Origin of the sequence: Vibrio neptunius (assembly GCF_000967495.1) — a bacterium.
GTDB lineage: Bacteria > Pseudomonadota > Gammaproteobacteria > Enterobacterales > Vibrionaceae > Vibrio > Vibrio neptunius.
On record NZ_JXXU01000011.1, the window covers coordinates 75,982 to 100,425 of the forward strand.

23 protein-coding genes and 1 pseudogene are annotated in these 24,444 nt (G+C 44.4%); 3 read left to right on the plus strand and 21 right to left on the minus strand.

What is annotated here, in order from left to right; genetic code table 11:
* Positions 1-74: 74 nt before the first annotated feature.
* The 18 genes from TW84_RS04500 to TW84_RS24950 all read right to left on the minus strand — a co-directional run bounded on the left by TW84_RS04500 (position 75) and on the right by TW84_RS24950 (position 15,361).
* Positions 75-956 (minus strand): glycoside hydrolase domain-containing protein, encoded by an 882-nt coding sequence (locus tag TW84_RS04500; RefSeq protein WP_045974482.1) that lies wholly within the window; start codon positions 954-956, stop codon positions 75-77.
* A gap of 447 nt (positions 957-1,403) precedes the next feature.
* Complete coding sequence (locus TW84_RS04505; RefSeq protein ID WP_045974483.1) at positions 1,404-2,360, minus strand: transposase; 957 nt, start codon at positions 2,358-2,360, stop codon at positions 1,404-1,406.
* Between the two features lie 566 nt (positions 2,361-2,926).
* Positions 2,927-3,745 (minus strand): hypothetical protein, encoded by an 819-nt coding sequence (locus TW84_RS04510; RefSeq protein ID WP_045974484.1) that lies wholly within the window; start codon positions 3,743-3,745, stop codon positions 2,927-2,929.
* A gap of 163 nt (positions 3,746-3,908) precedes the next feature.
* Entirely contained in the window at positions 3,909-5,054 is a 1,146-nt protein-coding gene (locus TW84_RS04515; RefSeq protein ID WP_045974485.1) for a hypothetical protein, read from the minus strand.
* 279 nt (positions 5,055-5,333) lie between these two features.
* Positions 5,334-5,789 carry an eCIS core domain-containing protein gene (locus tag TW84_RS04520; RefSeq protein ID WP_084720187.1) on the minus strand — a complete coding sequence of 152 codons (456 nt, stop codon included), beginning with the start codon at positions 5,787-5,789 and terminating at the stop codon, positions 5,334-5,336.
* A 237-nt stretch (positions 5,790-6,026) separates the two neighbouring features.
* On the minus strand, positions 6,027-6,227 hold the full coding sequence (locus TW84_RS04525) for a hypothetical protein (RefSeq protein ID WP_045974486.1): 201 nt from the start codon (positions 6,225-6,227) through the stop codon (positions 6,027-6,029).
* 105 nt (positions 6,228-6,332) lie between these two features.
* Positions 6,333-7,919, minus strand: coding sequence for an HNH endonuclease family protein (locus TW84_RS04530; protein ID WP_045974487.1), 1,587 nt, complete (start codon positions 7,917-7,919; stop codon positions 6,333-6,335).
* A 60-nt stretch (positions 7,920-7,979) separates the two neighbouring features.
* Positions 7,980-8,762, minus strand: a complete 783-nt coding sequence (locus TW84_RS04535) for a hypothetical protein (protein WP_045974488.1) — start codon at positions 8,760-8,762, stop codon at positions 7,980-7,982.
* 8 nt (positions 8,763-8,770) lie between these two features.
* Positions 8,771-9,844 (minus strand): hypothetical protein, encoded by a 1,074-nt coding sequence (locus TW84_RS23715; protein WP_052707884.1) that lies wholly within the window; start codon positions 9,842-9,844, stop codon positions 8,771-8,773.
* A 21-nt stretch (positions 9,845-9,865) separates the two neighbouring features.
* On the minus strand, positions 9,866-10,219 hold the full coding sequence (locus tag TW84_RS04545) for a hypothetical protein (protein ID WP_045974489.1): 354 nt from the start codon (positions 10,217-10,219) through the stop codon (positions 9,866-9,868).
* Between the two features lie 74 nt (positions 10,220-10,293).
* A complete protein-coding gene (locus TW84_RS04550; protein WP_045974490.1) occupies positions 10,294-10,776 on the minus strand; it encodes a RebB family R body protein in 483 nt (160 codons plus the stop codon).
* 31 nt (positions 10,777-10,807) lie between these two features.
* The gene (locus TW84_RS04555) at positions 10,808-11,008 is read right to left on the minus strand and encodes a RebB family R body protein (protein WP_045974491.1); all 201 of its coding nucleotides are present in this window, start codon (positions 11,006-11,008) and stop codon (positions 10,808-10,810) included.
* Between the two features lie 136 nt (positions 11,009-11,144).
* Complete coding sequence (locus tag TW84_RS04560) at positions 11,145-11,411, minus strand: RebB family R body protein (RefSeq protein WP_038162424.1); 267 nt, start codon at positions 11,409-11,411, stop codon at positions 11,145-11,147.
* A gap of 92 nt (positions 11,412-11,503) precedes the next feature.
* Positions 11,504-11,773: a RebB family R body protein gene (locus TW84_RS04565; protein WP_045974492.1), complete on the minus strand. Its 270-nt coding sequence runs from the start codon at positions 11,771-11,773 to the stop codon at positions 11,504-11,506.
* 17 nt (positions 11,774-11,790) lie between these two features.
* Entirely contained in the window at positions 11,791-12,072 is a 282-nt protein-coding gene (locus TW84_RS04570) for a RebB family R body protein (RefSeq protein WP_038162420.1), read from the minus strand.
* A gap of 50 nt (positions 12,073-12,122) precedes the next feature.
* Complete coding sequence (locus TW84_RS04575) at positions 12,123-12,422, minus strand: RebB family R body protein (protein WP_038162418.1); 300 nt, start codon at positions 12,420-12,422, stop codon at positions 12,123-12,125.
* Positions 12,423-12,596: 174 nt separating this feature from the next.
* Positions 12,597-13,928 carry a helix-turn-helix domain-containing protein gene (locus tag TW84_RS04580; protein ID WP_045974493.1) on the minus strand — a complete coding sequence of 444 codons (1,332 nt, stop codon included), beginning with the start codon at positions 13,926-13,928 and terminating at the stop codon, positions 12,597-12,599.
* Positions 13,929-14,071: 143 nt separating this feature from the next.
* Positions 14,072-15,361 carry an ATP-binding protein gene (locus TW84_RS24950; protein ID WP_071209555.1) on the minus strand — a complete coding sequence of 430 codons (1,290 nt, stop codon included), beginning with the start codon at positions 15,359-15,361 and terminating at the stop codon, positions 14,072-14,074.
* 419 nt (positions 15,362-15,780) lie between these two features.
* On the opposite strand from TW84_RS24950, the pseudogene TW84_RS25300 reads away from it, so the two are divergent.
* A pseudogene (locus TW84_RS25300) lies at positions 15,781-15,858 on the plus strand (dicarboxylate/amino acid:cation symporter); the annotation flags it as partial.
* 65 nt (positions 15,859-15,923) lie between these two features.
* On the opposite strand, the gene TW84_RS04590 reads toward TW84_RS25300, so the two are convergent.
* From TW84_RS04590 to TW84_RS04600, 3 genes are all read right to left on the minus strand, one after another.
* A complete protein-coding gene (locus tag TW84_RS04590) occupies positions 15,924-16,418 on the minus strand; it encodes an outer membrane beta-barrel protein (protein WP_045974494.1) in 495 nt (164 codons plus the stop codon).
* Positions 16,419-16,520: 102 nt separating this feature from the next.
* Entirely contained in the window at positions 16,521-20,450 is a 3,930-nt protein-coding gene (hrpA, locus tag TW84_RS04595; protein ID WP_045974495.1) for an ATP-dependent RNA helicase HrpA, read from the minus strand.
* Between the two features lie 246 nt (positions 20,451-20,696).
* A complete protein-coding gene (locus TW84_RS04600) occupies positions 20,697-22,022 on the minus strand; it encodes a MipA/OmpV family protein (protein ID WP_045974496.1) in 1,326 nt (441 codons plus the stop codon).
* Between the two features lie 117 nt (positions 22,023-22,139).
* Here TW84_RS04600 and TW84_RS04605 point away from each other — a divergent pair, with 117 nt between their 5' ends.
* Together TW84_RS04605 and TW84_RS04610 are read left to right on the plus strand one after the other, a co-directional pair.
* Complete coding sequence (locus TW84_RS04605; RefSeq protein WP_045974497.1) at positions 22,140-22,508, plus strand: VC1380 family protein; 369 nt, start codon at positions 22,140-22,142, stop codon at positions 22,506-22,508.
* A complete protein-coding gene (locus TW84_RS04610; RefSeq protein WP_045974498.1) occupies positions 22,508-24,415 on the plus strand; it encodes an alkaline phosphatase D family protein in 1,908 nt (635 codons plus the stop codon). Before TW84_RS04605 ends, TW84_RS04610 begins: the two co-directional genes overlap by 1 nt.
* Positions 24,416-24,444 lie beyond the last annotated feature (29 nt).

Below are 24,444 nucleotides of genomic sequence, written 5' to 3' on the forward strand. Positions count from 1 at the left end.
TTTGTCGTCTTGGAATAATCATTGATGTGGTAAGTAAAAGCGCGGATCGAAGTTCCGCGCTTTGCGATGGGAGGCTAGTCTATTAGCTCCAAATACTTCGGACTGGCGTAACCTGTTTGGCCGTCATCCGCTCTTATATAATCCCAGTCATTAGTCGAGAACTGTTTTGTCACTATTTGTCTAGCAGAAAGTTTGCCAATGACAGGAGCAGAAAGGGAAGGAGCTGCGTGTAAATTCAAGTTACTCCTATCTGACACGTTTACCCTATACGTTGAAACACCTAACCTGAATGGCCCTACTGCCCCAAGTTCATCATAATCGACCGACAAGGTTCCAATCTTATCGGACGTGACTTGGTAGACTTCTTTTGCCCCCTTTATCTCTTGCTGTCCCGAGCGCGCTTTTGTTCCATCCATCGTTAACTGCCGAATATCATAAGCGCTGTTCTCTATTGCCTGCTCGGTGCCTTCATAACTCGTTGAACACGACAGCCATCGATGTTGGCATAATCCGGCCTCATATAACAAAGTGCAAACCATTCCCGAACCATACACACCAACTTCAAACTTACCATCTAAGATTTTGTTCACACTTGTAAAGTAACAACTAATTTCGTTATTCACTTGGTCTGTATTTGCATTGAAATCGACCGCGAAGTAAATCACACTCCCTGGGGGCTGCCCTACATCAGCCGCACACTGCAGGGCTTGCTGCGCGGCTGCACTGCCTTCACTTGCGTTAAAATCTGAAATCGTATTTTGTGCCTTCTGAAAAACAACAACGATGTGTAATCCAGCACGCGAAAGTGCCGTCGCTTCCGTTTTTGTTAAGCATTTGGTCGGTAATTCGGGTGAGTTCCCGTTATTATAATATCGACCAACATGAGTCACCCCTGCTTTTTTCAGCGCTTCGATGTTACTCGTTGTATCACATGACGCATCGATCATTTTTGGCATATTTTTCTTCCTATCTTGTATTTGTCGTATTGCTTGCGCACCTATCACGCCAAATAAAATTAATAGGAAAAACAGTGTTTCACTTGGAATATTCTATGGTTTTCCAAAAAAGTGCCTGTCCTCTACCCTCTATTGCCGCATCAAGCACCATTAGCTGGCGTGACTATTCACAGGTAAAAGCTAAGGTGGTAGCTTGTGTTATCCACGACCACTTTTACACCGATGCCCACTCACATTTTCAAGACCATGGGGTAACATTACACGGTTATATTCAGTGGAAACCCGCAAGTAGTCGATCGTGATGAACGTAATTCGTTTTATCGTTGGCATTATAACCACACAGAAATGAGCGTCTCACACAGCGAGATACGCAATGATAATAGAGTGCGTTCCTTACGGTGCCTGTCCCATTAATTCGAATTTATTTCTGCCTATCCGATCCGCTTTCTAGGGGATTACTACCCCAGTTCCGCGCTGGCGTTTGAATTTTGGTAGCGCTGTACTAATGCTACTCGCACTGCCGACCATTTGGCCACGTTCAATATTGAAACAGCTATTAAGCCAAGTGTGGGAATTAAACCCAAGCCGCTCCAGTATGGGAGGCGTAACGTTGGAAATCATCCCTTTTTTACCTTTGCGAATGTGCCGCCCCGTCCAATCCACCAACTCTAAGTAGTCCATAAGCCGAAACGGCAAACCTTCGGGCCGGTTTTTCCTCGGGTAGCCCGTAAATGGAAATAGGTTGGGCGGCGTAACTCGATGACCTCCAACCGATTGGATGCGCAACTGCACCGAGGTATGGCTTGAGTTCTCTGGCGTATCGGCAATTCCCGCTCGCACTGGGTTGAGATCGACATACGCCATGGCTGCGGCAAGGGCTTTTTCATCAAGTAGCGCTTGGCTTTTAAATCGCCCTTCCCAAAAGTGCCCCGTGCAGCTGTCTTCTTTGTTGGCTTCGCTTGCAATAAACTGATTGATTAGGCGCATAAACCAACTAACACAATACAATCGCTCTCGCCAAGTTTCGATGATGCCCTGATACACCCGCAATTCTGGTTTGGTCAGTTTTTCTCCGCGTAATTTTCTTTGAACCATAACGGGAGCCAAATGAAAGGATGTCCATCGTTCAATGACTTCCTGCTGCGTTAATGCTTGAGCTTTGCCACGGTTCACATGCAGCACAATATGGTAATGATTACTCATTACTGCATAGGCGCACACATCGATGCAAAATGCCTTGGCTACCGCTTTGATACGAGTTTCTACCCACCCTTTACGGTGTTCGTAGTTAGTTTGGGTGGTGGCATCATAGCCACACAAAAATGAGCGTCTCACACAGCGAGATACGCAATGATAATAGCGTGTGGCTTCTAAGCTAATTTGTTGGCTACGTGCGGTTGTCATGCGTGATCCTTCTTGTCATACGCTGACTTTAGTTCACACCATTAGCCTAGAAAAGCCCACTTTGCTATTTCAAGAGTTCCCTACTTTTTAGATGTAATTGACTAGTTTATTAGTTATCGATAGACGTTTCTTAGCGTTTCTTAAGGTGTCCGTCCTATTAATTTCAGCATCAAAGCCACACAGAAATGAGCGTCTCACACAGCGAGATACGCAATGATAATAGGGTGTGGCTTCTAAGCTAATTTGTTGGCTACGTGCAGTTGTCATGCGTGTTCCTTCTTGTAATACGCTGACTTTAGTTCACGCCGTTAGCCTAGAAAAGCCCACTTTGCTATTTCAAGAGTTCCCTACTTTTTAGATGTAATTGACTAGTTTATTAGTTATCGATAGACGTTTCTTAGAGTGTCTGTCCTATTAGGTTGTTCCTGTCCCATTACTCGTTTTATACCGCGCCATGGGTACTGCTTAGAGTGTCTGTCCCACTAATTTTTGATTGCCTATAACAATTGGGCTAAAAAGTGTTTTAATGATTTTTAGGTTTTGTTATGGGCTTTTTAATATACATTTTATGATATTGTTGAAGGAAGGTAGATATTTTGCATGTCACCTCTACTTAGAATCTGCGTCAAATTTTGGCTGCCCCATTGTGCCCACCAACCACCACTAGTGTCTGCAGTATTTAACTTATAAGTAGTGGCATTATTTGCCAAACCATATTTACAGAAAGCAACCATTATTAATCGAGAAAGATTCTTGCCTTGCAAGTGATTTCTAATATTTATTGTTTCCACCCCGACCCTATTATCTTGAATACTATATCTGATTTTCCCTAACTCCTCTTCACCATAATATATATTCAATGTTGATGGGCTGGCTGAAATGTAATAACTGGTAGCACCAATCTGCTGTTTTTCACCCCCAATCGCATTTCCAATATCATTTGCATTCAATGTTACAGCTTCAACCTGCCCGAAATCTTTCACTGCTTCCGGTATTACTTCAGGGTACAATTTTGTGAATTGTGACTCAATCACCTTATATCCTTTTTGCACTTTATTTTGCTCAACCCAAGTTGCAACATCAACCTTCTCTTCTTCGGTTAGTGCCGTATTTGAAAGGTTTTTCATACGCAAAAATCGCTCCATTTCCGATACGGTTAGCGTTGACAATTCTTTTTGTTGGCCACTAATTGTAACTTGCACTCTCTGAATGGGTTGAGTAGTAGAATAATTGTTTGCTATTGACTGTAATTTCTTTTGAGCTACTGTTTCAATTCGATTATCCACAAACCCAAAACCTTGCTTCCCATTACTCTTTTTCTGGCCAACAGAATTAGCAACCGATCTACTTCTATTCTCTTTAATCTTCTCTACTTGCGTATACATATTTCAAACCTTTTAAATTTCTTTAGTGATTGTTATAGGCTCACGTCATTGCCTATAACAATGAGGCTAGAAAGCGTTTTAATGATTCTTAGGTTTTGTTATGGGCTTGAGATTACAAAAAAACTTAGCTATCTAACGCAATACATTCAAAGCCACAACTTAATCATTTCTTCCTGTTTATCATATTATTTATCGGAGTCTGGATTTCTATAACTTTCTCGCTATTCCCCCCTTCTTTATTAAAGGCAATTATTTTATGTATAGTTATTTTTGACCCCTTAGGTGTCGGTATTTCCAGCTCCCATATTTTATCCCCATCCTGATTGGTGTGTGTTAATTTGCAATCTGCTATAGTTTTACTCGGCGGCCCTTTTACAGCTGGGTCTTTATATGTGTATTCAACCTGTACTTTTTCAGCTTTATCGATAGATTCAACTTTTATTTTATATTCATCACCCTGGTGATCCATAACATTAACCCTCGGATAATCAAGTCTGACTTGAGGAATATCATGATTGTAAGGATCCATTATTTGTTTATAATGCTTGTTTGGCTCTTTATTAGTGAACTTCTCCTTACCACTTTCTAGCATCCATTCTTTCTCATCATAATTTGTAATGTCAAAAGGACCTATAATTTTTTCGTTAAATGAGGAAAGTCCTTTGTTACTAAAAATACGTTCGCTTTGCTGTGATCTAGGCGTTCTATTTCCACTAGAGTCAAAATGTCCATCTAGTTCCGGCCTATCTCCCCCCTTAATTACCGAAGGACGCTTATCAGGATCATCAAGTCTAACATCCGTTTCTGGGCCTATGAAAATGTTTTGAGGAGCCCAGCAGATTTTTTGTATCCATTTATCTATTTCATCTGAGTTAGCCGCGTATAATGACTTCCTTGAACAAATATTTTTTATGAATTCTTTTTTATCTACAGGAAATTTTTGACCCGAAAACTCTTCCAGTTTATAAAATACAGGATCAACACTACTATTTATTTGAAACGCCTTCTTAATATCACTCTCCAGGATTGACCAAGGCACTTTATGATGTGCTGTAAAATCCTTGATGGTAGGCGTGACTGACTTTCTTTTTGCAAAAGTAATTGCTTCAGTCTCGATTGGTCTTGTTATAGTGTTTTCCGTTGCGTTGTAGATGTTTTCCTGTCTCCTCGTTATAGAATACAAAGTATTTTCAAGCTTTCTCTGCGTGCACAGTATCGAATTATTTTTTTTAGAACATTTCTTCTGAGTAATAAAAATAGTCATAGCCCTACTTTTATTCTCTTTCGTCTTCTCTACTTGTGCATACATATCTCAAACCTTTTTTAGATTGAATTTAATCACTGTTATAGGCTCTATTTCATTGCCTATAACATCCCAACAAAGCCACTGTGGACTTTACCTCGACTAACTCATTAACATTGATGGCTCTTTAACCGCCTATTTAGCTATTAATGAGCCACTTCCTTACTTTTCAAACTATTCATCTCACCCGATGGCGAACTGATATTTCCAAAGCCCTTTGTCGTCATGTGCGTATATTTATTGGTTGTCTTTAAGCTGGGGTGTTCAAGCAATGCCAGAGGCCACTTAGGGCGTCTGTCCCCCCACCCTTACCGCCATTTCACCAAGCTCCGTCGCATGTTGCTCTAGCCTTGGGTCGTCGTTTACTGCTACACCATTGACTTCCATAGTTGGCTCTACCATGCCCATTTTTTGTTGGACTACGTGGCCAAGCTCATGCGGTAGGTGGCTTTCTTGCCCTGGGGCGAGGTAGATGTCTTCCCCTTGTGCGTAAGCGTGAGCCTGAACTTGGGCTGGCTTGTGTGAGTTGTAGTGCACGCGCACCCGTTGCAGATTTACACCCGATATACGCTCCATTCCTTGGCGCAGACTAACAGGCAAAGGCTTAGTCGCCATCTTAACGCATGGCGAAGCCGCATTACTTGCCGCACGCTGCGCTAACCATTTGTGGTGCTTCACGCCAAACAGTGGCGGGTTTATCCGTTTTAAGTTTGTCCGTTTTAAATATCGCTGCGTCTTCATTGGCGTTACCGTCCTTGCTTGCCTTTTTAACTTTGCTATATCTTTACTTTATGCTGGTTTTTACTTGGCGACTTGGTATAACCGATGCCGTCGTTGGTAAAGTCAAGGTTGGGGTGAGTTGTCAAATGGTTAAAAAAAACCTCTTCACAAATAGCCTTGCCCTAAGGTGTGAAGAGGCGGTTGAAATGAGCCATCAATACACTGAGTAAGGATGACTCGTTGGCTAGCCGTTACAGGCTATTCAGTTGCAGCAACTGCACTTAGCGCTTGTTGCTCGGCATCTTTTACGGCTTGGGCAACATTATTGGTTCCGTAAATTTGCCTAGCGACACTCTCATCAGTGTAAGCAACACTATGGCTGGCGACTTGCTCTTGATGGATCACCTCTTGCTGTGCATGGAACTCTTGTGTGCTGTCAGATTGTTTTCTTTGGCTCATGATGTTTCTCCTTAGTTAATTTTCGCTATTTCTTGCCTTGTGTTACAAGTCCTTGCATGGGTAGACAACGTTGAAATGCTTGTTGGCTACGGATGTGTTATTTGGTTAAGCCAGTGGTGAAAATTCACCCTCTACCCATACGTCGTTATTGGCGAACAGGTTTATAAGCTCGTGTGGCCGTGAATGTGCCAGTTCTAAAAAGCTGGCTTCCCATATATTGCGGTTCGATTTAACCTTTATGACGTTATGTAAATCTCGCTTCCAGTCTATGGGCAAAAACACACATTTTTCGGTGTCGGTGCCACCGTATACTTTGTCTTCTGCCGACAAGCAGACTAATCGTCGTTTATTGGTTTGCGTCAGTTCCGATTCTAATACCAGGTAACTAAGACAAGATCGCAGCCAAGTTGCTATGGTTTGAGGCTCTTTTGAGCTAACGGCCTTAGACGCTAGTACCTGAGATACTAACGCACTCGAAACCTTTACTTGCCCGTCTTCCTCACTCACTAACTGTTTGTTTACTGCATCTGGTTTCGCTGTTTGTTGATTTGTTACTTTCCTATGTGGCTTGCCTGCTGGCGCAGTGTTCTGTCGGCCTGATTTCGATGGCTCTGTGTTCAATGAGCTTGAACTCGCCTGGTTTAAGGTTTGTATTATGTCTATTGCCATGCTTCGGTATGCAATGCTGTCGTGTTCAACCTCTGCTTTCGCCCCTTTGGCATCAGTTTTTGCAGGCGCTGCTTGTTGGTGGGCTTTGTAGCCTGCCATTAACGATTTTGCCATTGCTAACCGCGCCAGCACTAAGGGCGTTCGGTTTAGCCCAAGTACGCGAATGGTCTGCTCGCCTTTGCTGGGTTTATCGTTATGCGCTCGCCAATCTTCGTACTGCTGCTGCGTTTGGCTGTCGGTAAGCAGCTCGCCACTGGTGGTGAACTGGTTTGGAATACTGGCGGGCTTTTGCCACATCAGTACCTCCACTTTCGCTGGCGTTCGATGATGTTTTGCTTGGTAAAAGCGGCACACTTGATCAAAAGCGTAAGCGTGGCCGTTATGTGGATTAAAGCGGATATAATCACGCGGGTCTTCTTGATAGGGGTTAACCAGTAGTGGCTTCTCTTGGGTGACATCTTGTGCGTTGCGCTCACCCACAATTGGAAACTGGCCTGCTTTTTGGTCACTGTTACATTCTGGGCAGCTATAAACTAGGTTTGATTGGTCGTACGCTTGCAAGTAGTAAGGCGAACAAGAGTGGCGTTTGTCACTACTTTGACTGGCATCAGTATCTAACAAGGTGACGGGACGAAAGTGCCCAACTTCCCCTGCCCCTGTTGGCATTAAGAAGCTTTCGCAGTAACAGCAGCAGCAATGTGATAAGCGCTCTAACGCCGTATGAACATCACGGCTAGCGTATAGTGCCGGATCAAACGCTGCGTAAGTAAAGCCCACTTGCAGTGTGTCTTGCGCTGAAGAGCGAGTACTGCCATCACGCTGTGTGATTAGAACTAAGTTATTTGCCAGATCGGGCGCGTACCCTTCTTTTGATAACACTTGACGATCTTGTTTCGTTAGCGTGTGGTATTTGGGTGCTTGGCTCAGCCGCTCCACCAGCTCTTTCATCTGCTTGTTTGCAGCTGCCTGTTTTACGCTCAAATCAGCGCTTAACTCAACGTTAAGTTTGTCTAATTTAATCATACTGTTGCCTACTTGGTTGTCTTTTTGCCTTGTTCGACCATTTTTGTCCTTGCAGAATGGTTATTCACTTACCCCATTAGGGGGACGCTGATCCACTGGATCTTGCTGACTCATAGCTTCTGGCTGACTCATAGAGTGTGGCTTGGCTTCTGCGGTTAAAACATTCAACGCGGGATCGTCCATACCCAATAATTGCTGCTGATAGGTTTGCTGCTTTTCCATCATTTGCTGCTGCATGTCGAACGCGGCCTGTGTTAACGAGGCTTGTTTGTTCATCACTTGCTGCTGCTTGTTTTGATGTGTTGCCATGAGCTTGCTTTCGTAGCCCTGCGCGATGTTTGACATTGTTTCCGCTGCCTGGCTATTGAGCGTGCTAAGTGGGTTTGAGCTGCTTAAGTTCGAGCTAGGTGTACCTTGCCCATTATCTCGCCCTTTTCCATCTTTTCCCTCTTCGCCCAATATAGGTTGAGTGGGTTGAGGGCTTTGACCAAACTCTGAAATATCATTACCCTGATCTTGCTGCTTGTACGCTTGCGATAGCGACGGGTGCTGCTGCATCAATTTTTGCCGTTCGCCGTCGATGTAATCCGACGACTGTTTCAACGAATGATTAATCGCTTGCATGGCGTCTGCGATTACGTTGTCGACATTTTTCATTATCGTGTTGGTATCCACGGGCAATGACATTTCAGCTAACCTCCGCATTGCATCGTACCTATCAAAGGCTGATGCCTCATTTAGCGTGTCGCTACCCTTTGTTTCATTCACACGACTCCCAATGTTTTGGGTTTTGTTTGCTGCGGATGATTGGCCAAAGGGGCGTGGCTGGGTGTTATTGTTCATGGTTCACCTCAATTGATTGACAGCGTGTGCGGTTTGTTGGTGTGCCCGTCTGCAATGCCCACTTTGCCTGCTTTTGTTTTGGGGATAGGCAAATCGCTATACACACTTAAACAGCCCACTTCATCGACGTTGACGATGATTTGTCGTTCCGGTAATGAATACAGGTAGTGACGATACTGGCCCGCTTGGCTCACATAACTGTCCGTTGCCAATTGCTCGCACAATACGCCCTGTAGCTGAGTTATGTAGGCATTAGACTTTTCTTCCAATGTCCCTTTTGCTCGCCAATCAATGTTTAACGCGATGCTAAGCACGCCAGCGGCAATACTGCTAAAGCCCAAGGTATTGCCCGCCTCACTCCACTGAACAAACGCATTTTGCAAGTTGGTTTGATCCAATTCGAATGTCACTAGGGGGCAGTCAAGCCTATTCAAGGCGATCTGATTGAGCGTAGCGAGCGCGTTTTCTACCGTGTGGTGCTTTAAGTCGATATGTGTCGCGACATGCAAGTAGGCGGCGTAGTTCAACCCAAAGCCTGTCAGTGTTCGCGAACCTGTTAATGCCCAATTCGCGGCTTGCGTTTTTATGCTCTGTTTTGCCGGAATGTATCGTTCGATGTACATCAAACTGTTGTAGCAGTTAATGCTGTCTTGCAATCCACTATTCCAAGAAAAAGGCACCGACGACTTACCGTGTTCAAACAAGGAAGCGACTTTGGTGAGTTCACTGTCGGTAACCAAATGGTTGCGGTTTAGTACATCACTAACTTGGCTGGCCGACGCTTGATGCGCTTTGTTTTCTGTGCTTAGGGTATGCACGTCTTGTACATCGACATCGAGCAGCTTTTTTATATCTAGTGTCAGGTCAATATTAGGCAACGCCACATATGAGGTACCCGACAGCCCTAGCCCAATTTGCTCCACAAACCCATCTTCATTGGCAAAGGCTAAAGTATTCGTTGTATTAGCAATGTTGATGTTGATCCAGGGTAGTGCATTCGGAAGCATGCCAACCAGATCTTGATTGCGTGGCGTTAACTGGCTAAACGACTGCATTTCTGTCCCTTCGATTTTTATGGTCATGTCCCACTTCCTGTCCTTTGGCTAGAGTCTGTCTGAAAAATCTTGAATTACCTTGCTGGCCTTTTCACCGACGTTGGCAAAGTTGGTGGTACTTTGCTCTACCATGGTGTTCACCTGAGTCAGAATATCTGCATAGGGCGTGGTTTCTCCGGTTGCGAGCATTTTAGACAGTGCCACCCCCATAGCCGTTGTCGCCATGGTGTTGATGTTTCTTAGGTTGTCTGTGGCATCTTGCACCGCTATGGCTGAAGACTGCGATATGGATTGAAGCGCTTTACCTGCGCCCGATGCTTTAATCACGTTGCCGGTTAATGTTGCCTCTTGGGTCTGTTTGACCGTTTCGACAATTTGAGTATTCACACTTTCATCTTTCATTGTGATTCCCCTGTTTGGATCCTATTTGATGGCTCTTGTTGATTTATGCTGAGCACCGAACGCGTAACGTTTGATTACACCAAGTTATCAAACTTGGTTTTCAGCTCTTTTGCGATGTTTTCAAGTAGTGCTTTTTCGCTCGCTTCGATGTTCTTTGCCACTTCGTCCACCGCTTTAGCCAACGCTTCATCAATCAAGCTTTTGGTAATCGATTTGTTGGACATTCTTAGTTCTTTAATCAATGCAAATTCCACTGCGCTTTTTAGCTTTTCTTCAGCGAGTTGCATTGTTTTTAGCTCTAGTTCTAGCACTTCTTTCGTCTTAGGGGGCGGCGCAGCGGTTTCTGTTTTCAGAATTCGGGCACAGCTTGCGTTAAGTGCGGCACCTGCCGATGTTTGCGAGTTTTGTTGAGCCGTCACGGCATTAAACATGGTCATGCCAAGGGTTTCAGTTCCTGCTACGTCCAACATGCCCATAGCCTGTGAAGGTGCGCCCCCTGTTAAAAGGGTATGTATTTGGCTCACCGAGTCGGTGACTTGATCGTTAACTGAGCTCATTGTCTTCTCCTAGTTTTTGACTTTATTTTGACTACTCTGCTGCTGGGGGTTTACCCGCTGCCGCTGCGAGAATCATTGCGCAACATTGATTGACACTCGCATTTTGTATCAGTTGGCATTGCGCTTCGTTATGCACTGCATTTTCCATCAATAGTCCAATGGTGTTCGCCATGACGACATCGGTGACGGCCATTGCAAATGCGGGTGCCGAATCTATGCTCTCTTCTTCCATCTCATTCCCCCATGTGGGCACGTTTCCGACATGCCAGGTTAGTGCTTGGGGAAAGGCTTTCTAGAAATTCAATCTATCACCTTTAATTGGCGATATTGGCACAGGTATATTGCCAATATCGCCATTACGAATCGCCCTAGCGGTAGATTCGCTCTGAGCCGACAGCTGCTGCTGCAACATCCATAGCAAACATGGTGTTAACGCCTTGAACCAGAGCAGCTTGAGCTGTTACTCCATTGTTCTGCTGGCCAGATGTCGCATTGTGCGCAGCATTAGATAGAGCTTGGCTTGTCGCTAACATAAAGTTACCTGTTGCCACTGCAGGTGCATCACCCAGTACTTTGGTGTTTACTTGTGAGATTGAGTCTGTGATCTGACTGTTTACTGCCGTTGGAAATGCCATAATATCTTCCTTTTTAACTATTTAAAGTATGTGGCTGACTAGCCACAAGTTTGTCCGCCTATCGCGTCGTTGAACCTTTCAGGGATGCTCCGTCAAGCGCCTAATAGTTTCTTCGTCGCCACAGCCGAGGACGCGGTGTCGACGGTATAAAGTAAATTTACTCCTGCCGTCGTGACTGCTTGCGCAGCAATGTTTGCTTGTTGCTGCGCTGCCGTTGCGTTATGTGCCGCATTAGCAAGTGCTTGTGAAGTTGCTTGGAACAAGTTGCCCATTGCTGTTGCTGGGGCTGTACCAAGTACTTCGACATTCGCCTGAGTTACCGAATCGGTGATCTGGCTATTAACTGCTGTTGGAAACGCCATTTAAGATCTCCTTACCCTTAACTCTGCTTTAAGCTGTCTAGGATGTCTTTGGTTGCTATGCCTGTTGATGCCGTATCAATGGAGTACAAGGTTGTGACGCCCATTGTGGTTGCAGCTTGTGCGGTAATTGCTGCTTGCTGCTGCGCCATAGTGGCGTTGTGAGCTGCGTTACCCAATGCCTGTGAAGTCGCTTGGAATAGATTGCCCATCGACATGGCTGGTGCGTCGCCCAGTACTTTAACGTTTGCTTGTGTGACCGAATCTGTGACTTGGTCGTTTACTGCGGTTGGGAATGCCATAGTGCTATCCTTTTCAATGGTGTTGCTGATAGTTCGCTAACAAACTAGGGTTAAGAACCTAGCCCGGCAACGGGTTTCTTACGGGGAGTAAGAATTGCTTTTGTCCCCATTGCGGTGCTGGCGGTATCGATCGAGTAGAGCGTTGTTACACCCATCGTTGTCGCCGCTTGCGACGTGATACCAGATTGTTGCTGAGCTAGTGTGGCATTGTGTGCCGCATTGCCTAATGCCTGTGATGTCGCCTGAAAAAGGTTACCCATCGACATTGCTGGTGCATCACCTAATACCTTCACATTCGCCTGTGTGACTGAGTCTGTGATTTGGTCGTTAACCGCTGTCGGAAAAGCCATATTGTTTGCCTCGCTTTGTTTGTTCAATCTTCACTGTGTTTACTGCGCGTTTGAAATTGAATGCCGCTGTAATTTCAAACGATATGAATAGGTTAATCGCCCGATGACAAATAAAATTGGTCAAGCTTATGCTCCGTTTGGTAGCAAGCATTCAACCATTGGTAGAATCTATTTTTACGGGATTAAACGCGTTTCTGTATGCAGTAATGGATGCGAGAGATCGTCCACCAGCGCCAAAAGTTCTGGGCTGGATTGGTCATGGTGAAATTGATCTCGATAGACTCCGGGGCTCACGCCTACGGTGGCTTTGAACTTGCGCACAAAAAAGCTAAGGTCGGAAAATCCGACGTCGTCACATACTTGGGTTACGTGCCTATTGGGGTTTTCTGACAGAATTTCCATCGCCTTAACTATTCGTAATCGAAGCAGTACTTGCTTAAATGACATACCTAAATACACTTTGAACAGATATGACAAGTGCGAAGGGCTCATACAGGCATGCCCTGCCAACTCTTCCATTGTTAGCGGCGTTTTGAAGTTATGGTAAAGGTGGCTTATCGCTTTGTTTAGGCCAGGGTGGCTTTTGGGGCTCCCTTCAAGCTGAGTTTCGTTGGTATTTTCATTTAAGTTAAATGAACTGTCAGTCAAAAGTGGTGCCCGCGCGTTGATACGGGCTTGATTATCAATTTTTAAATAAGGCTTACGCGCTCTTCCATTTATGGTAGTAACAGTAGTTGAAGTTTCGCTTGTCGGCTCATCGTTAACCATAGTCGGAAAACAGTTGAGTAATACCTCACGATTAATAATGGTTGATTCAGCTTGTATCGCTAATTTATCTAGACATCGCTTTAACTGTTTTACGTTACCTGGCCAAGCGTAGTTATTTAAAACCTGCCATGCACTCTCCTGAATAGACAAGCGCTCAATTTGAGGATCAGATTGTTGATAGTATTGCACCAAGGCTTCTATATCTTGCTCTCTTTCAGCCAGCGTGGGCAATCGAATATTTAAACAATGGTAATGCAACCACCTCAGTAATAAGTTATCGTCCCTGTCACTTTCTCTTCCTCCGTTATCCTGTTCTAAAAAAGGTAATTCTGTTGTACTCGCTATAAGGCGTACATTGGTATTTAAGCTATCAAAGCGCTGCAATGCAGCTTTTAATGCACGGGCGTTGTCGTTGGTTAACGCGTCAACATTGGCAATGTAGACACTCCCCCCTTGTGCTTGTTTGACCTGTTCGTCTAACTTGTCGGTGAGGTTTTCATCATTTAATAACTTACAACATACACAAACAAATGGAGCAGTTCTTCTCTCACTACTTTCGTGTAATGCTTTGGCAGCAATTCGTTTTCCCGTACCACTCTGTCCAAGTATAAGGACCGGTATTTGACTTGCTGCCATTAATGCTATGCGCTGATTAGTCAACTGTACAAATGCGCTATCGCCAACCCATAAGCTATTGAAAGATAGGTATTCTTCTGTTTTTACTTTCATTCCATTCATGGTTATTTCTCCATCATTGTATTCGTTACTGGAGAAGCAATACGTGTTTATTCTGCCAGAGCGTTAAATAAACCAACTGCATTACGTCTCTAGGAAAAAATTAACCAAGTGGAACGATTAAAAACGGATCACATTCGGATCAGTTACGACACCTGACTGAGACTATTGAACTCACCTTGCCTCTCTTTAGTTACGTGTATCTGGAGTGCTTCCCATATAATTTTATGTTGGAACTTGTAGGAATCGGTCAATGGATGAAGAAAACCAACAGACACTAATTTTTGTAGTTGCCGAATTCCGGTTACCTTACAACTCATTAAGTACTGATCAATCTCATCCAATTCGATGGTTAAACCAATAGCAACTAAAAAGTAGAGAAGTTTGGTTTCAATCGTATCGAGAAGCTCCATCATACTTTGAACCCACTCAATCAATTCTAATGGCACTGTTTTATTGGAGCATTGGGATATGAGTAGGGCTTTTAGTATTCGAGGGTTACCTTCTGAACGAGAAATCGCTAAAGATTTGTGTGAAGGAGATGCAACCTTTTTCGGTTGACTAAGTGATATCGAATCTGCCAAGACGACTAGGTTCGAGTGATCTAACAATGTTAGCGGAATTAAGTATGTTCCTGGTAATTGATAGGGGTCTGTTGAAAAGTGTAAGGAGCACGTCACTCCCAAAAGGATAAATATAGGGAGGTTTTGTGTGTGCTCTATTAAAAGCTGGACGATATAGGCCTGACGAGATCCAAGACTCTGTAGCCCGTCAATGACCAATATTGAAATTCCTGTTTCCTTTAAGCGCTGAATAAGAACCATTAAAACCAGTACATCAATTTCGTTACGTCTGTAGTCTGATAGTCCATCTAATGCGGCGGATTCTGCTCTACTTAAATACAACCCCATCAGCCGTAACATATGAAAGTAAACTATAGGGCTCTTAACAACTTTTTTGAGGTTTGATCGAATAACGTCGCTATCCAATTCTTGTGGCAGGTGCAAAACCGCACGAATCAACTGCTCAAAGAGTTGGGATTCGTTCGTTACACTTATATATAAATTGCATTTTTTATCGACATTAATGCTACGTAAAAAGTGAGAGATTAAATTTGTTTTCCCCACCCCTTGCATTCCATACACACACGCACTTTGTCCTCGCTCTGCAGCTAAATGGTGCACAAACCTAACTTGGCTCAGCTCATGGGTACGGCCGACACAAGGAAAAACTTCAGGATAATTCTGAACAGTGTATTCCAAAAGCGAAGGCGACACGTCATCAAGCAGTTCTCCTACAGTCACATTGAAAAAACAAGCTAAGCTTGCAACTGTTCTATATAAAATGTTCTTCCCAGCTTCCGCTCGTTTTATTGAACCAATCGATACGGCTAGCCGACGCTCTCTACACTTGTCAGCTAATTTCTCTTGGCTCAATCCATTTTTTTCTTAATTGCTTTAATAAAAGGCTATTTAATGGCACCCGACCATACTGTGTTTTATTCATTTATATCATCCAGTTAATATCAAAATTGATATAAAACTTCACCTATCAAATCGACACAACTGAAACAGGCGACAATGGTGATGGTTGCATATTACCATTACAATTATGCAGTTGAGATTTCATTTATTTACATGGATGCTTGACTCTCGGCATAATATGAATTTCTTACTAATCAATGCCCTTAATAAATTTCAAAGCCTAACATTAACTCTAGGACAAAACTTCCTTACTCGAAATATCTCGACCAAGACAATAACTTCATTTAAGAATGGGAATCATCGAAAAGTACGCATACAGTTTACGCTAGATAAGCGATTACAATATTGCCCGGGTTCAAACCGGAAGTTATGCCGCTTGTGCTGTGATTGTTCATTCACTGATTGAAGAAGAAACAAAAGAAGCTGAGATCCAAAAGCAGCAAGCTTAAGCGCTGATTTCAGGTAATAAAAAGCCCGGCTAGTAACGTAGCCGGGCTTTTTGGTGATGTGTCTATTACAAGAAGTGGAATGTCGCGTTTAGCGAGAAGTTTTTCACATCGTCTTCTTTCATATTGAATACGCTGTAGCTCGCACCGAGAGAAATTGGGCCCATAACGAAATACTCCGCACCAACACCGTACATTACGTCGATTTCATCCTCATTAAAACCGCCATCGGCTTTTAGATCGTAAGAATGAAGTCCGCCTTTTGCGTAAACATGCAACGGGCCAAAATCAAGACTTGGCTTCGCTGCGAAGTAAATGGAAGAACCCGTTAGGTTAGTTTTAATACCTGAATAATCCACACGGTCATAATCACCGAGGTTTTGATAGCCAGCCTCGAGACCGATAAAAGGCAAAATACCTGTACCGACATGTACGTTATATGTCGTTGTTGACTCACCCCCTAAGTCGCCTTGACCTACACTTGCACTGCCGTAGATCCATGAGTCTGCTGATGCTGTTGCTGATGCACCTAATAATGCTAGTGCGAGTAGTGTCTTTTTCATATTAACCTTCTTTGTTTTCGCTTAGCAGAGGCTACCGCGGCAATCCTCTGCCAATTCCAGTCAAAATTTTGTTATGTCTAAATTCTAATGCAATTTATATACCTAGCAATCGTCAATCGCGTTTTTCACGCGTTTGTCCGATACTGGGTATGGTGTGCCTAACTGCTGAGCAAAATAGCTCACGCGCAGCTCCTCAAGCATCCAGCGTACTTCTTTGACGTCATCTGGTACAGCCATTCCTTTCGGAATTTTGTTGAGTAACTCTTTATAGTCATTGGCCACTGATTCAATTTTAAGCATGTGCAGACGATCCTTATTCGGATCGATCGGCAATTTCTCCATACGACGCTCAATCGCTTTCATGTAACGCAATATATCTGGAAGACGCTTCCAGCCACACTCCGTTGCAAATCCTTTGAAGATCAGTCCTTCAATCTGAGCTTTGATATCTGACAAAGCAAAAGCCATAGTGAAATCTATCTTACCCTTTAGCTTTTTATTAATACTGAACGCAGTCGTCAAAATTGTCTCAACTTGTTTTGCAATATCAACAACAGTATCACCGAGCTCCGCACGCACGTGTTCTTTAAGCTGCTCGAACTGCTCAGGCTGCCATACTAGCCCACCCTTTTCTTCAATAAGCTTATCGACGCCACACGCGATACAGTCATCAATCAGGTCGAGTACTTTGCCATAAGGGTTAAAGTAAAGACCCAGCTTAGACTTGTTCGGTAAATTGCTATGTAGATATTTTATCGGAGACGGCACGTTAAGCAAAACCAAACGACGCTGACCCGCTTTCATCGCTGAAACCTGCTCTTGCTCTGTCTCGTAAAGCTTTATTTCGACGCTGTCTTTGCTATCTACAATCGCCGGATACGCTTTCACGTCATAGCCGCCACGTTTCTGTTGATACACTTTTGGCAACTCACCAAAGCTCCAAGTATGAAGACCTTGTTGCTCGATATCGTCATCTGCCACTTTCGACAGGGTTTCCTGCACTTTGTCTTTCAAGCTTTCTTTTAGCTCATGAAGATCGCGGTTTTCTTTGAGCTTTCGATTTCTGTGATCGACAGCCCGAAATGTCACTTTAAGGTGATCTTGAACCTGATCGAGGTTCCAATCGTCACGCAAAACTTCCACGCCCGTCATCCGACGAAGCTCTTTCTCTAAAGCGTCAAGTAAGGGCGCTTCCATTGGCGTTGCACGAGCTAAAAACGCATCTGCATAGTTAGGCGCAGGCACGAAATTCTTACGAATCGTCTTCGGCAGTGATTTGATCAGGCTAACAACCAGTTCATGACGCAGTCCTGGAATTTGCCAGTCGAAACCAGCTTGTTCAACCTGATTCAATATAGGCAAAGGTAAGTGAACAGTCACACCATCATTATCTTCACCCGGCTCAAACTGGTAACTCAGTTTCAATTTAAGACCATTTTGGTGCCAGAAGTTAGGGTAATCCAGATCCGTAACATGGCTCGCGTCACCCTTAAACAGCATCTCTTTTTCAAAGTTCAGTAGTTCGCTGTTCTCTTTGGACGCCTTCTTCCACCAAGTATCAAAATGGCGGCCTGAGACTACTTCTGTCCCAACTCGTTGGTCATAAAAGTCTGCCAACTCGTCATCGTCAACTAAAATATCACGACGACGGGACTTGTGTTCCAGCTCTTCCACTTCTTGGAGAAGCTTACGATTCTGTTTGAAGAAGGCATGCTTGGTATCCCATTCACCTTCAACGAGGGCGCTGCGGATAAAAATCTCTCGACTCACTGACGCATCAATGCTGCCATAGTTTACTAAGCGCTTAGGCACAATCGGAATACCATACAGCATCACCTTTTCGTGTGCCATAACGGCAGCACGTTTTTTCGACCAGTGTGGTTCACTGTAACTACGTTTGATGAGATGCTTCGCCAGCGGTTCAACCCATTCAGGTTGGACCTTAGCAATTATACGTCCCCATAGCTTAGAAGTTTCCACCAGCTCGGCCGACACAATCCATTTAGGCTGTTTCTTAAACAAGCCTGATGCAGGGAAAATATGGAATCTTGCGTTGCGCGCCCCTTGGTACTCATTTTTCTCTTGGTCTTTCATACCAACATGAGAGAGCAAACCGACCAAAATCGCGCTGTGAGTCGCTTGATAACTGGCGGGCTCATCGTTGAGCTTGAAATCCATTTCACGCATAGACTGGTGAATCTGGAAATAGACGTCCTGCCACTCACGCACCCGCAAATAGTTTAGGTAATCTTGCTTACACTGTTTGCGGAACTGATTGCCTGTTAATGCCTTTTGCTGCTTCTGAACGTAATCCCACAAGTTAACAAACGTCAGGAAATCAGACTCTTCATGGAAGAAACGCTTGTGTTTATCATCTGACGACTGCTGTTTATCGCTCGGCCTCTCTCTTGGATCTTGAATCGACAGTGCAGAAGCAATAACCATCACTTCTTTCAATGCGCCATATTTTGGCGCTTCAAGAACCATACGAGCTAAACGCGGATCAATCGGTAAGCGGGCCAACTGGCGACCAATCGACGTCAAACGCTTTTTAGGATCTTTAGCATTTTCATTGATCGCTCCCAGCTCTTCCAACAGTCGCACACCATCTTGAATATTGCGTTTGTCGGGCGCTTCAACGAACGGGAAAGCTTGAATGTCGCCTAAACCCAGCGCTGTCATCTGGAGAATAACCGACGCTAGGTTAGTACGAAGAATTTCTGGGTCCGTAAACTCTGGGCGAGATTCAAAATCCTCTTCCGAATACAAACGAATACAGATACCTTCCTCAACACGACCACAACGACCTTTACGCTGGTTGGCACTCGCCTGAGAAACAGGTTCAATCGGCAGACGTTGTACTTTGGTTCGATAGCTGTAGCGACTGATACGTGCTGTACCTGGATCAATGACATACTTGATGCCCGGTACTGTCAGAGAGGTTTCAGCAACGTTGGTCGCCAATACGATTCTCCGCCCAGCATGAGGCTGAAATATTTTGTTCTGTTCACCCGCTGAGAGGCGTGCATACAAAGGAACAATTTCAGTGCTTTTGAGATTGCGTTTTGCTAATGCATCCGCAGTGTCTCGAATTTCTCGCTCACCGTTCATGAAGATCAGGATATCGCCCAAGCCTTCATCACACAGTTCATCAACCGCTTCAAAAATACCTTCTAGCTGATCGCGATCGACATCATCATCACCACGCAGCGGGCGGTATCGTGTCTCTACTGGATAAGTGCGACCAGACACTTCAATAATAGGAGCATCACTGAAGTGTTTCGAGAATCGCTCGGGGTCAATGGTCGCGGAAGTGATGATCACTTTCAGGTCTGGGCGACGCGGCAAAAGCTCTTTGAGGTAACCGAGAATGAAATCGATGTTGAGGCTGCGCTCATGCGCTTCATCAATAATGATGGTGTCGTACTGATTTAAGAAGCGATCGTGCTGAATTTCAGCCAACAAAATACCGTCGGTCATCAGTTTAATTTGGGTATTGTCTGAGATCTGGTCGTTAAATCGAACCTTATAGCCAACAAACTCACCTAACTTGGTTTCCATTTCTTCAGCGATACGATTCGCCACCGAACGCGCCGCCAAACGTCTTGGCTGAGTATGACCAATCAAGCCATACTGACCACGTCCGAGTTCAGCGCAGATCTTTGGCAGTTGAGTCGTTTTACCTGAGCCAGTTTCACCGGCAACGATAACCACTTGGTTGTTTTCTATCGCCTGTGCAATGTCATCTCTTTTCTGGCTAACAGGCAGAATTTCTGGGTATTCAATGGTGGGTTTATAACTGGCTCTTTGCTCTACATCCATCATAGACTTGGCAATATCGAGTGCAATTTCATCAAATACCGCATGACGGGAGGCTTCTTTCTTGATTTTGCTCGCGCCCGAAATACGCTTGCTCAAACGAAATCTGTCCTTGAGCATACACTGATTCAATGCCTTGCGAAGAGAGGCGGCGTTGTTAGCCTGCGTTTTATCTTCGGCGACGGGATTTTTTTCTGGCTGTGACGAAGTCAAAGCGTTACCTATTCTTTTCACTACATAAAACTGTCACCGATTGTATCACAGTCGCTATGGCAAATGTCTCAATGCAAAATGCAAATTTTTCTTGAGAAAAAGCCCTTGCTAAAATACAAGTGCACTCAAACCATCAACACACGAGCATTAACCCCAACAATGGGGCCAATACAGTGTATTTTATGAACTTTGGAGTAGAAGAAAATACTCATTTTGCCCCAGTTTGCAACAAACTGGCGGCTTTACTCAAAAAGCAAACTGCACATAGAGGCTGTTGTAGTTACTGCCCCCTTTAATACGTCCGTATTGAGAAGCTTGCTCGAAGATCGCGCTGCGGTGATGCAGTGAGTACCCAATCCACATATTGTTCAAAGCATGGTTGTTTATTAAATCGCCAACATTCACATCAAAAGAGAAATCGAGATAGTTGAGTAAATTGCTCGCATTGTAGCCTTTCGAGTCCATCTCAGTTTGCTCGATATAGGTGATGCTATCAATAAACGACATACCCTCTGCGAAGCCAAATCGCCATTGAGTTGGCCAATCGAAAGTATAATAAGCCTTTATCGCCGCAACATATTCTGTACTGGCAGATTGCACCTCTGAAGACCAGTGATGAACAATACCTGGTGTAAAATAGATGTCCAACGGCACACCAAACAACTCATCGGTCAATGGGTGTCCATAAAAGAAAGACGTCATCTGGTTATTGTATGGGTCTTTCTGTGTGTTGAGGTTGATGATATCGCCAATGTTTGACGGCGTTGCCCAGCCGTGCGCTATTCGGAAGTAACGTTTGTTCTTGAGCTCAGACTTTGGGGCTTTAGATTGATCGTTGAAGAAACCAAAACCAATATAAAATTCACCTTGATAGCGTTCTTCAACCGTCCTTGAATGGTAAGTATTGCTATCCAAACGCGTTACGCTGGTAGCACCGAGCAGATAGAGATTAGAATAGACGTGATAACGAGCATCAATACCCAGATTCAGGTCCACACCACCACCGATCTTTTCGCCAGTAATGTCTGAGAAGGTGTAATACTGGTTATTGAAGTCTGCCTCTTTATAGCGTAGGCGTACATGAGGCTTCAGTGCCCAATCTCCATACTCAAGCTCCCCTGAGATACGTAAATTACTGTGAAAACGAAATTCATCATCAGCCATCAATTCAGCATCGAAATACCAATTCTCATCGAAGAAATAACGTAGCTGACCACCAAAATCGACCGCATCCCCCCCACTAGAGTTTTGCTCTGAAGAAGGAATATCTACGAAACGAAGCCGCATCAACGCACTGAGTTGAATAGCTTCATCCTCTGGCTTATAGAGATAGGCTCCGCCCTGCAAGCCTTCGACAAATACATGCTCGTTCTGAAAGAACATCATAGGAACAAAGGTACCAACTGTCTGGTCATTGTTACCCGTGTAAAAAGGGATAGAGGCCATACGATAAACAGCCGCAATACCCCAATCCTGTTCACTGATACTGGTTTCTTCTTCGGCTGCCGCAGAAAAACTGATATTACTCGCGGCCAACATCATCAGTGCCAACTGTCTATTTATATTACTCATTTTTGTCCAAAACTGACTGAACGACGCAAATTCTCTTCAATCGATAAAGTTATTAGTTATCTTTAAGCTCAATTCACCGTTAATATAAGAGTATATGTTCGCCTAAATCCAGTAATTGTGAAAGCATCAGATTTAAAGAAACTACTCGACGCGCTACCTGAAGACCAGAACCCTAACATTGTCACGGGTGAAGAATGGCTGCCTGAACGGCTGGTCAACACGCATCTCGATGATGAGATGCTGTTCTTGGAGTTTGATAACGCCCCAGAAGAAACCCAAGGTGAAGACGAAGGTCGAGGCTTTGTTGAGCATGAAATTGCTATGATTCGTCAACGATTCGAACAAATTCTTGACGAAAGCTCCGATACAAAAACCAAAGCAGATGCTATGCTGGCGCTCTTTCTTATGGGCCATGAAATGTCGAGTTCTGAAATTATCGAAATCATGGAAGACCCTGAAGTGCCTAAGGATCCAACAGACAACTAATGAAACTGACTCCTGAACTCCCCTTCCTACTTGCTGGCCCGATATTAAGAAAATCCACTACCAAAGATCTTGTCTTCTGGCTGGTCACAAGTCGCCCTCTTGAAGGTCAATTTGTCCTTTATCACGAACCAGACCATGGGGTGATATTTCAGGACAACCTCAGCCACTGCCATCAAATTCAGGTCGGCACTCGCTGTTTTGTCACCTTGGCACATTTCAAACATAACTTCCCATCTGACGTTGCGCTCAGTTACGAATTTGAAACTCAGCTAGGCCCGCTTAGTCAGCTATGTCCACATTTGCTGTACAAGGATGAAGAAACACTCACGTTTAAGATTTCAACTAAAGCAGATTACGTCCTGCATGGCTCCTGTCGTAATCCACACCACCCAAGTAAAGACGCACTAGTCAGCATGGATACAAAAATAGCGGCTCAATCACTAGATGACCGACCGGACATGTTGGTTATGAGCGGCGATCAGATCTATGCCGATCATGTTGCAGGCCCTATGTTGGACGTTATCCTTCAAACCATCGATATGCTTGGCTTACCTTCTGAATCATTCAATAACGCGCCGATTGAGTCCGCACAAGCCTTGTACGCACATCCAGAATGTTTCTACGGGCGGGATAAAATATTACCCCACTATGTGGATGACGGTTCCTGGTTAACCAAATTGTTTCCCAAACGGCATGCGCCAATTTTTAGTTCCCGAGAGAGTGAAAACCATCTGATCACCTTTGCTGAGTTTTTCGCCATGTACATTCTGGTTTGGTCGCCAACACTCTGGCCGTATCTCAACCTGACACGCTTGCTCGACAAGGCGTTCACCCACAGTGGCAAAGTATTGTCGCCCAAATGGCAACAACAATGGCGCGAAGAAAAGCACATACTGGATGAGTTCATTGAGGGCTTACCACAGGTTCAGAGACTATTTGCCCACGTCCCGACTTACATGATTTTTGATGATCATGATGTCACAGATGACTGGAACCTGACGGTCGGGTGGGAAAAAGCGGCATACAGCAATCCGTTTTCCAACCGAATTATTGGTAACGGGTTAATGGCTTACTGGTTATGTCAAGGCTGGGGGAATGAACCGAATAACTTCAATGATGAATTTTTATCTGTCGCTCTTGAGTATTTCATCAACCCCACAGCACAACACCAAGATGATTTCATTCGTTATCTTTACAGCTTTGAAAGGTGGCACTATACGGTTCATGCCTCGCCTAAGGTTGTCGTGTTGGACACCCGAACTCGAAGGTGGCGCTCAGAATCCCGAATGAACAAACCATCTGGCCTGATGGACTGGGAGGCTCTGATTGAGTTTCAACAAGAACTGATGCATCAAGACAAAGTTATTGTAGTGTCCGCCGCACCGATGTTCGGTGTCAAATTTATCGAAGCGCTGCAAAAAGGCATGACAAATCTCGGTCAACCACTGGTGATAGATGCAGAGAACTGGATGGCCCACCCTGGGAGCGCGAACACGCTCCTGAGTATTTTCACGCACACCAAAACACCGACCAACTTTGTCATTTTGTCAGGTGACGTGCATTATTCGTTTGCTTATGACATTAAATTGCGTTTCCGACGCTCCAGCCCCAACATCTATCAGATCACATCGAGCGGGTTCAAGAACCAGTTTCCTGAGCCACTTTTGGCAATATGTGATCATATGGATAGATTGCTTTACTCACCTCGCTCTGTCCTTAACTTTCTGACCAAACGAAAGCGCCTGAAAATCAAAAAGCGCGATCCCAACACGAAAGGAGTACGCCGTTTGGTCAATACCAGTGCGATTGGCGAGCTGAAACTTGACAACCATGGAAAGCCTGTACGCATATCTATATTGACGGGTGACGGTAGAGAAATTGATTTCCCACCCATAAAGGAAAAGTAATCTTTTTGTAAAAACACTTGTGCTCGCTT

Bases quoted from the DNA above. Each gene is read 5' to 3' on its own strand.
- TW84_RS04500 (WP_045974482.1), bottom strand. From the start codon at position 956: ATGCCAAAAATGATCGATGCGTCATGTGATACAACGAGTAACATCGAA.
- TW84_RS04505 (WP_045974483.1), bottom strand. From the start codon at position 2,360: ATGACAACCGCACGTAGCCAACAAATTAGCTTAGAAGCCACACGCTAT.
- TW84_RS04510 (WP_045974484.1), bottom strand. From the start codon at position 3,745: ATGTATACGCAAGTAGAGAAGATTAAAGAGAATAGAAGTAGATCGGTT.
- TW84_RS04515 (WP_045974485.1), bottom strand. From the start codon at position 5,054: ATGTATGCACAAGTAGAGAAGACGAAAGAGAATAAAAGTAGGGCTATG.
- TW84_RS04520 (WP_084720187.1), bottom strand. From the start codon at position 5,789: ATGAAGACGCAGCGATATTTAAAACGGACAAACTTAAAACGGATAAAC.
- TW84_RS04525 (WP_045974486.1), bottom strand. From the start codon at position 6,227: ATGAGCCAAAGAAAACAATCTGACAGCACACAAGAGTTCCATGCACAG.
- TW84_RS04530 (WP_045974487.1), bottom strand. From the start codon at position 7,919: ATGATTAAATTAGACAAACTTAACGTTGAGTTAAGCGCTGATTTGAGC.
- TW84_RS04535 (WP_045974488.1), bottom strand. From the start codon at position 8,762: ATGAACAATAACACCCAGCCACGCCCCTTTGGCCAATCATCCGCAGCA.
- TW84_RS23715 (WP_052707884.1), bottom strand. From the start codon at position 9,844: ATGACCATAAAAATCGAAGGGACAGAAATGCAGTCGTTTAGCCAGTTA.
- TW84_RS04545 (WP_045974489.1), bottom strand. From the start codon at position 10,219: ATGAAAGATGAAAGTGTGAATACTCAAATTGTCGAAACGGTCAAACAG.
- TW84_RS04550 (WP_045974490.1), bottom strand. From the start codon at position 10,776: ATGAGCTCAGTTAACGATCAAGTCACCGACTCGGTGAGCCAAATACAT.
- TW84_RS04555 (WP_045974491.1), bottom strand. From the start codon at position 11,008: ATGGAAGAAGAGAGCATAGATTCGGCACCCGCATTTGCAATGGCCGTC.
- TW84_RS04560 (WP_038162424.1), bottom strand. From the start codon at position 11,411: ATGGCATTTCCAACGGCAGTAAACAGTCAGATCACAGACTCAATCTCA.
- TW84_RS04565 (WP_045974492.1), bottom strand. From the start codon at position 11,773: ATGGCGTTTCCAACAGCAGTTAATAGCCAGATCACCGATTCGGTAACT.
- TW84_RS04570 (WP_038162420.1), bottom strand. From the start codon at position 12,072: ATGGCATTCCCAACCGCAGTAAACGACCAAGTCACAGATTCGGTCACA.
- TW84_RS04575 (WP_038162418.1), bottom strand. From the start codon at position 12,422: ATGGCTTTTCCGACAGCGGTTAACGACCAAATCACAGACTCAGTCACA.
- TW84_RS04580 (WP_045974493.1), bottom strand. From the start codon at position 13,928: ATGAATGGAATGAAAGTAAAAACAGAAGAATACCTATCTTTCAATAGC.
- TW84_RS04590 (WP_045974494.1), bottom strand. From the start codon at position 16,418: ATGAAAAAGACACTACTCGCACTAGCATTATTAGGTGCATCAGCAACA.
- TW84_RS04600 (WP_045974496.1), bottom strand. From the start codon at position 22,022: ATGAGTAATATAAATAGACAGTTGGCACTGATGATGTTGGCCGCGAGT.
- TW84_RS04610 (WP_045974498.1), top strand. From the start codon at position 22,508: ATGAAACTGACTCCTGAACTCCCCTTCCTACTTGCTGGCCCGATATTA.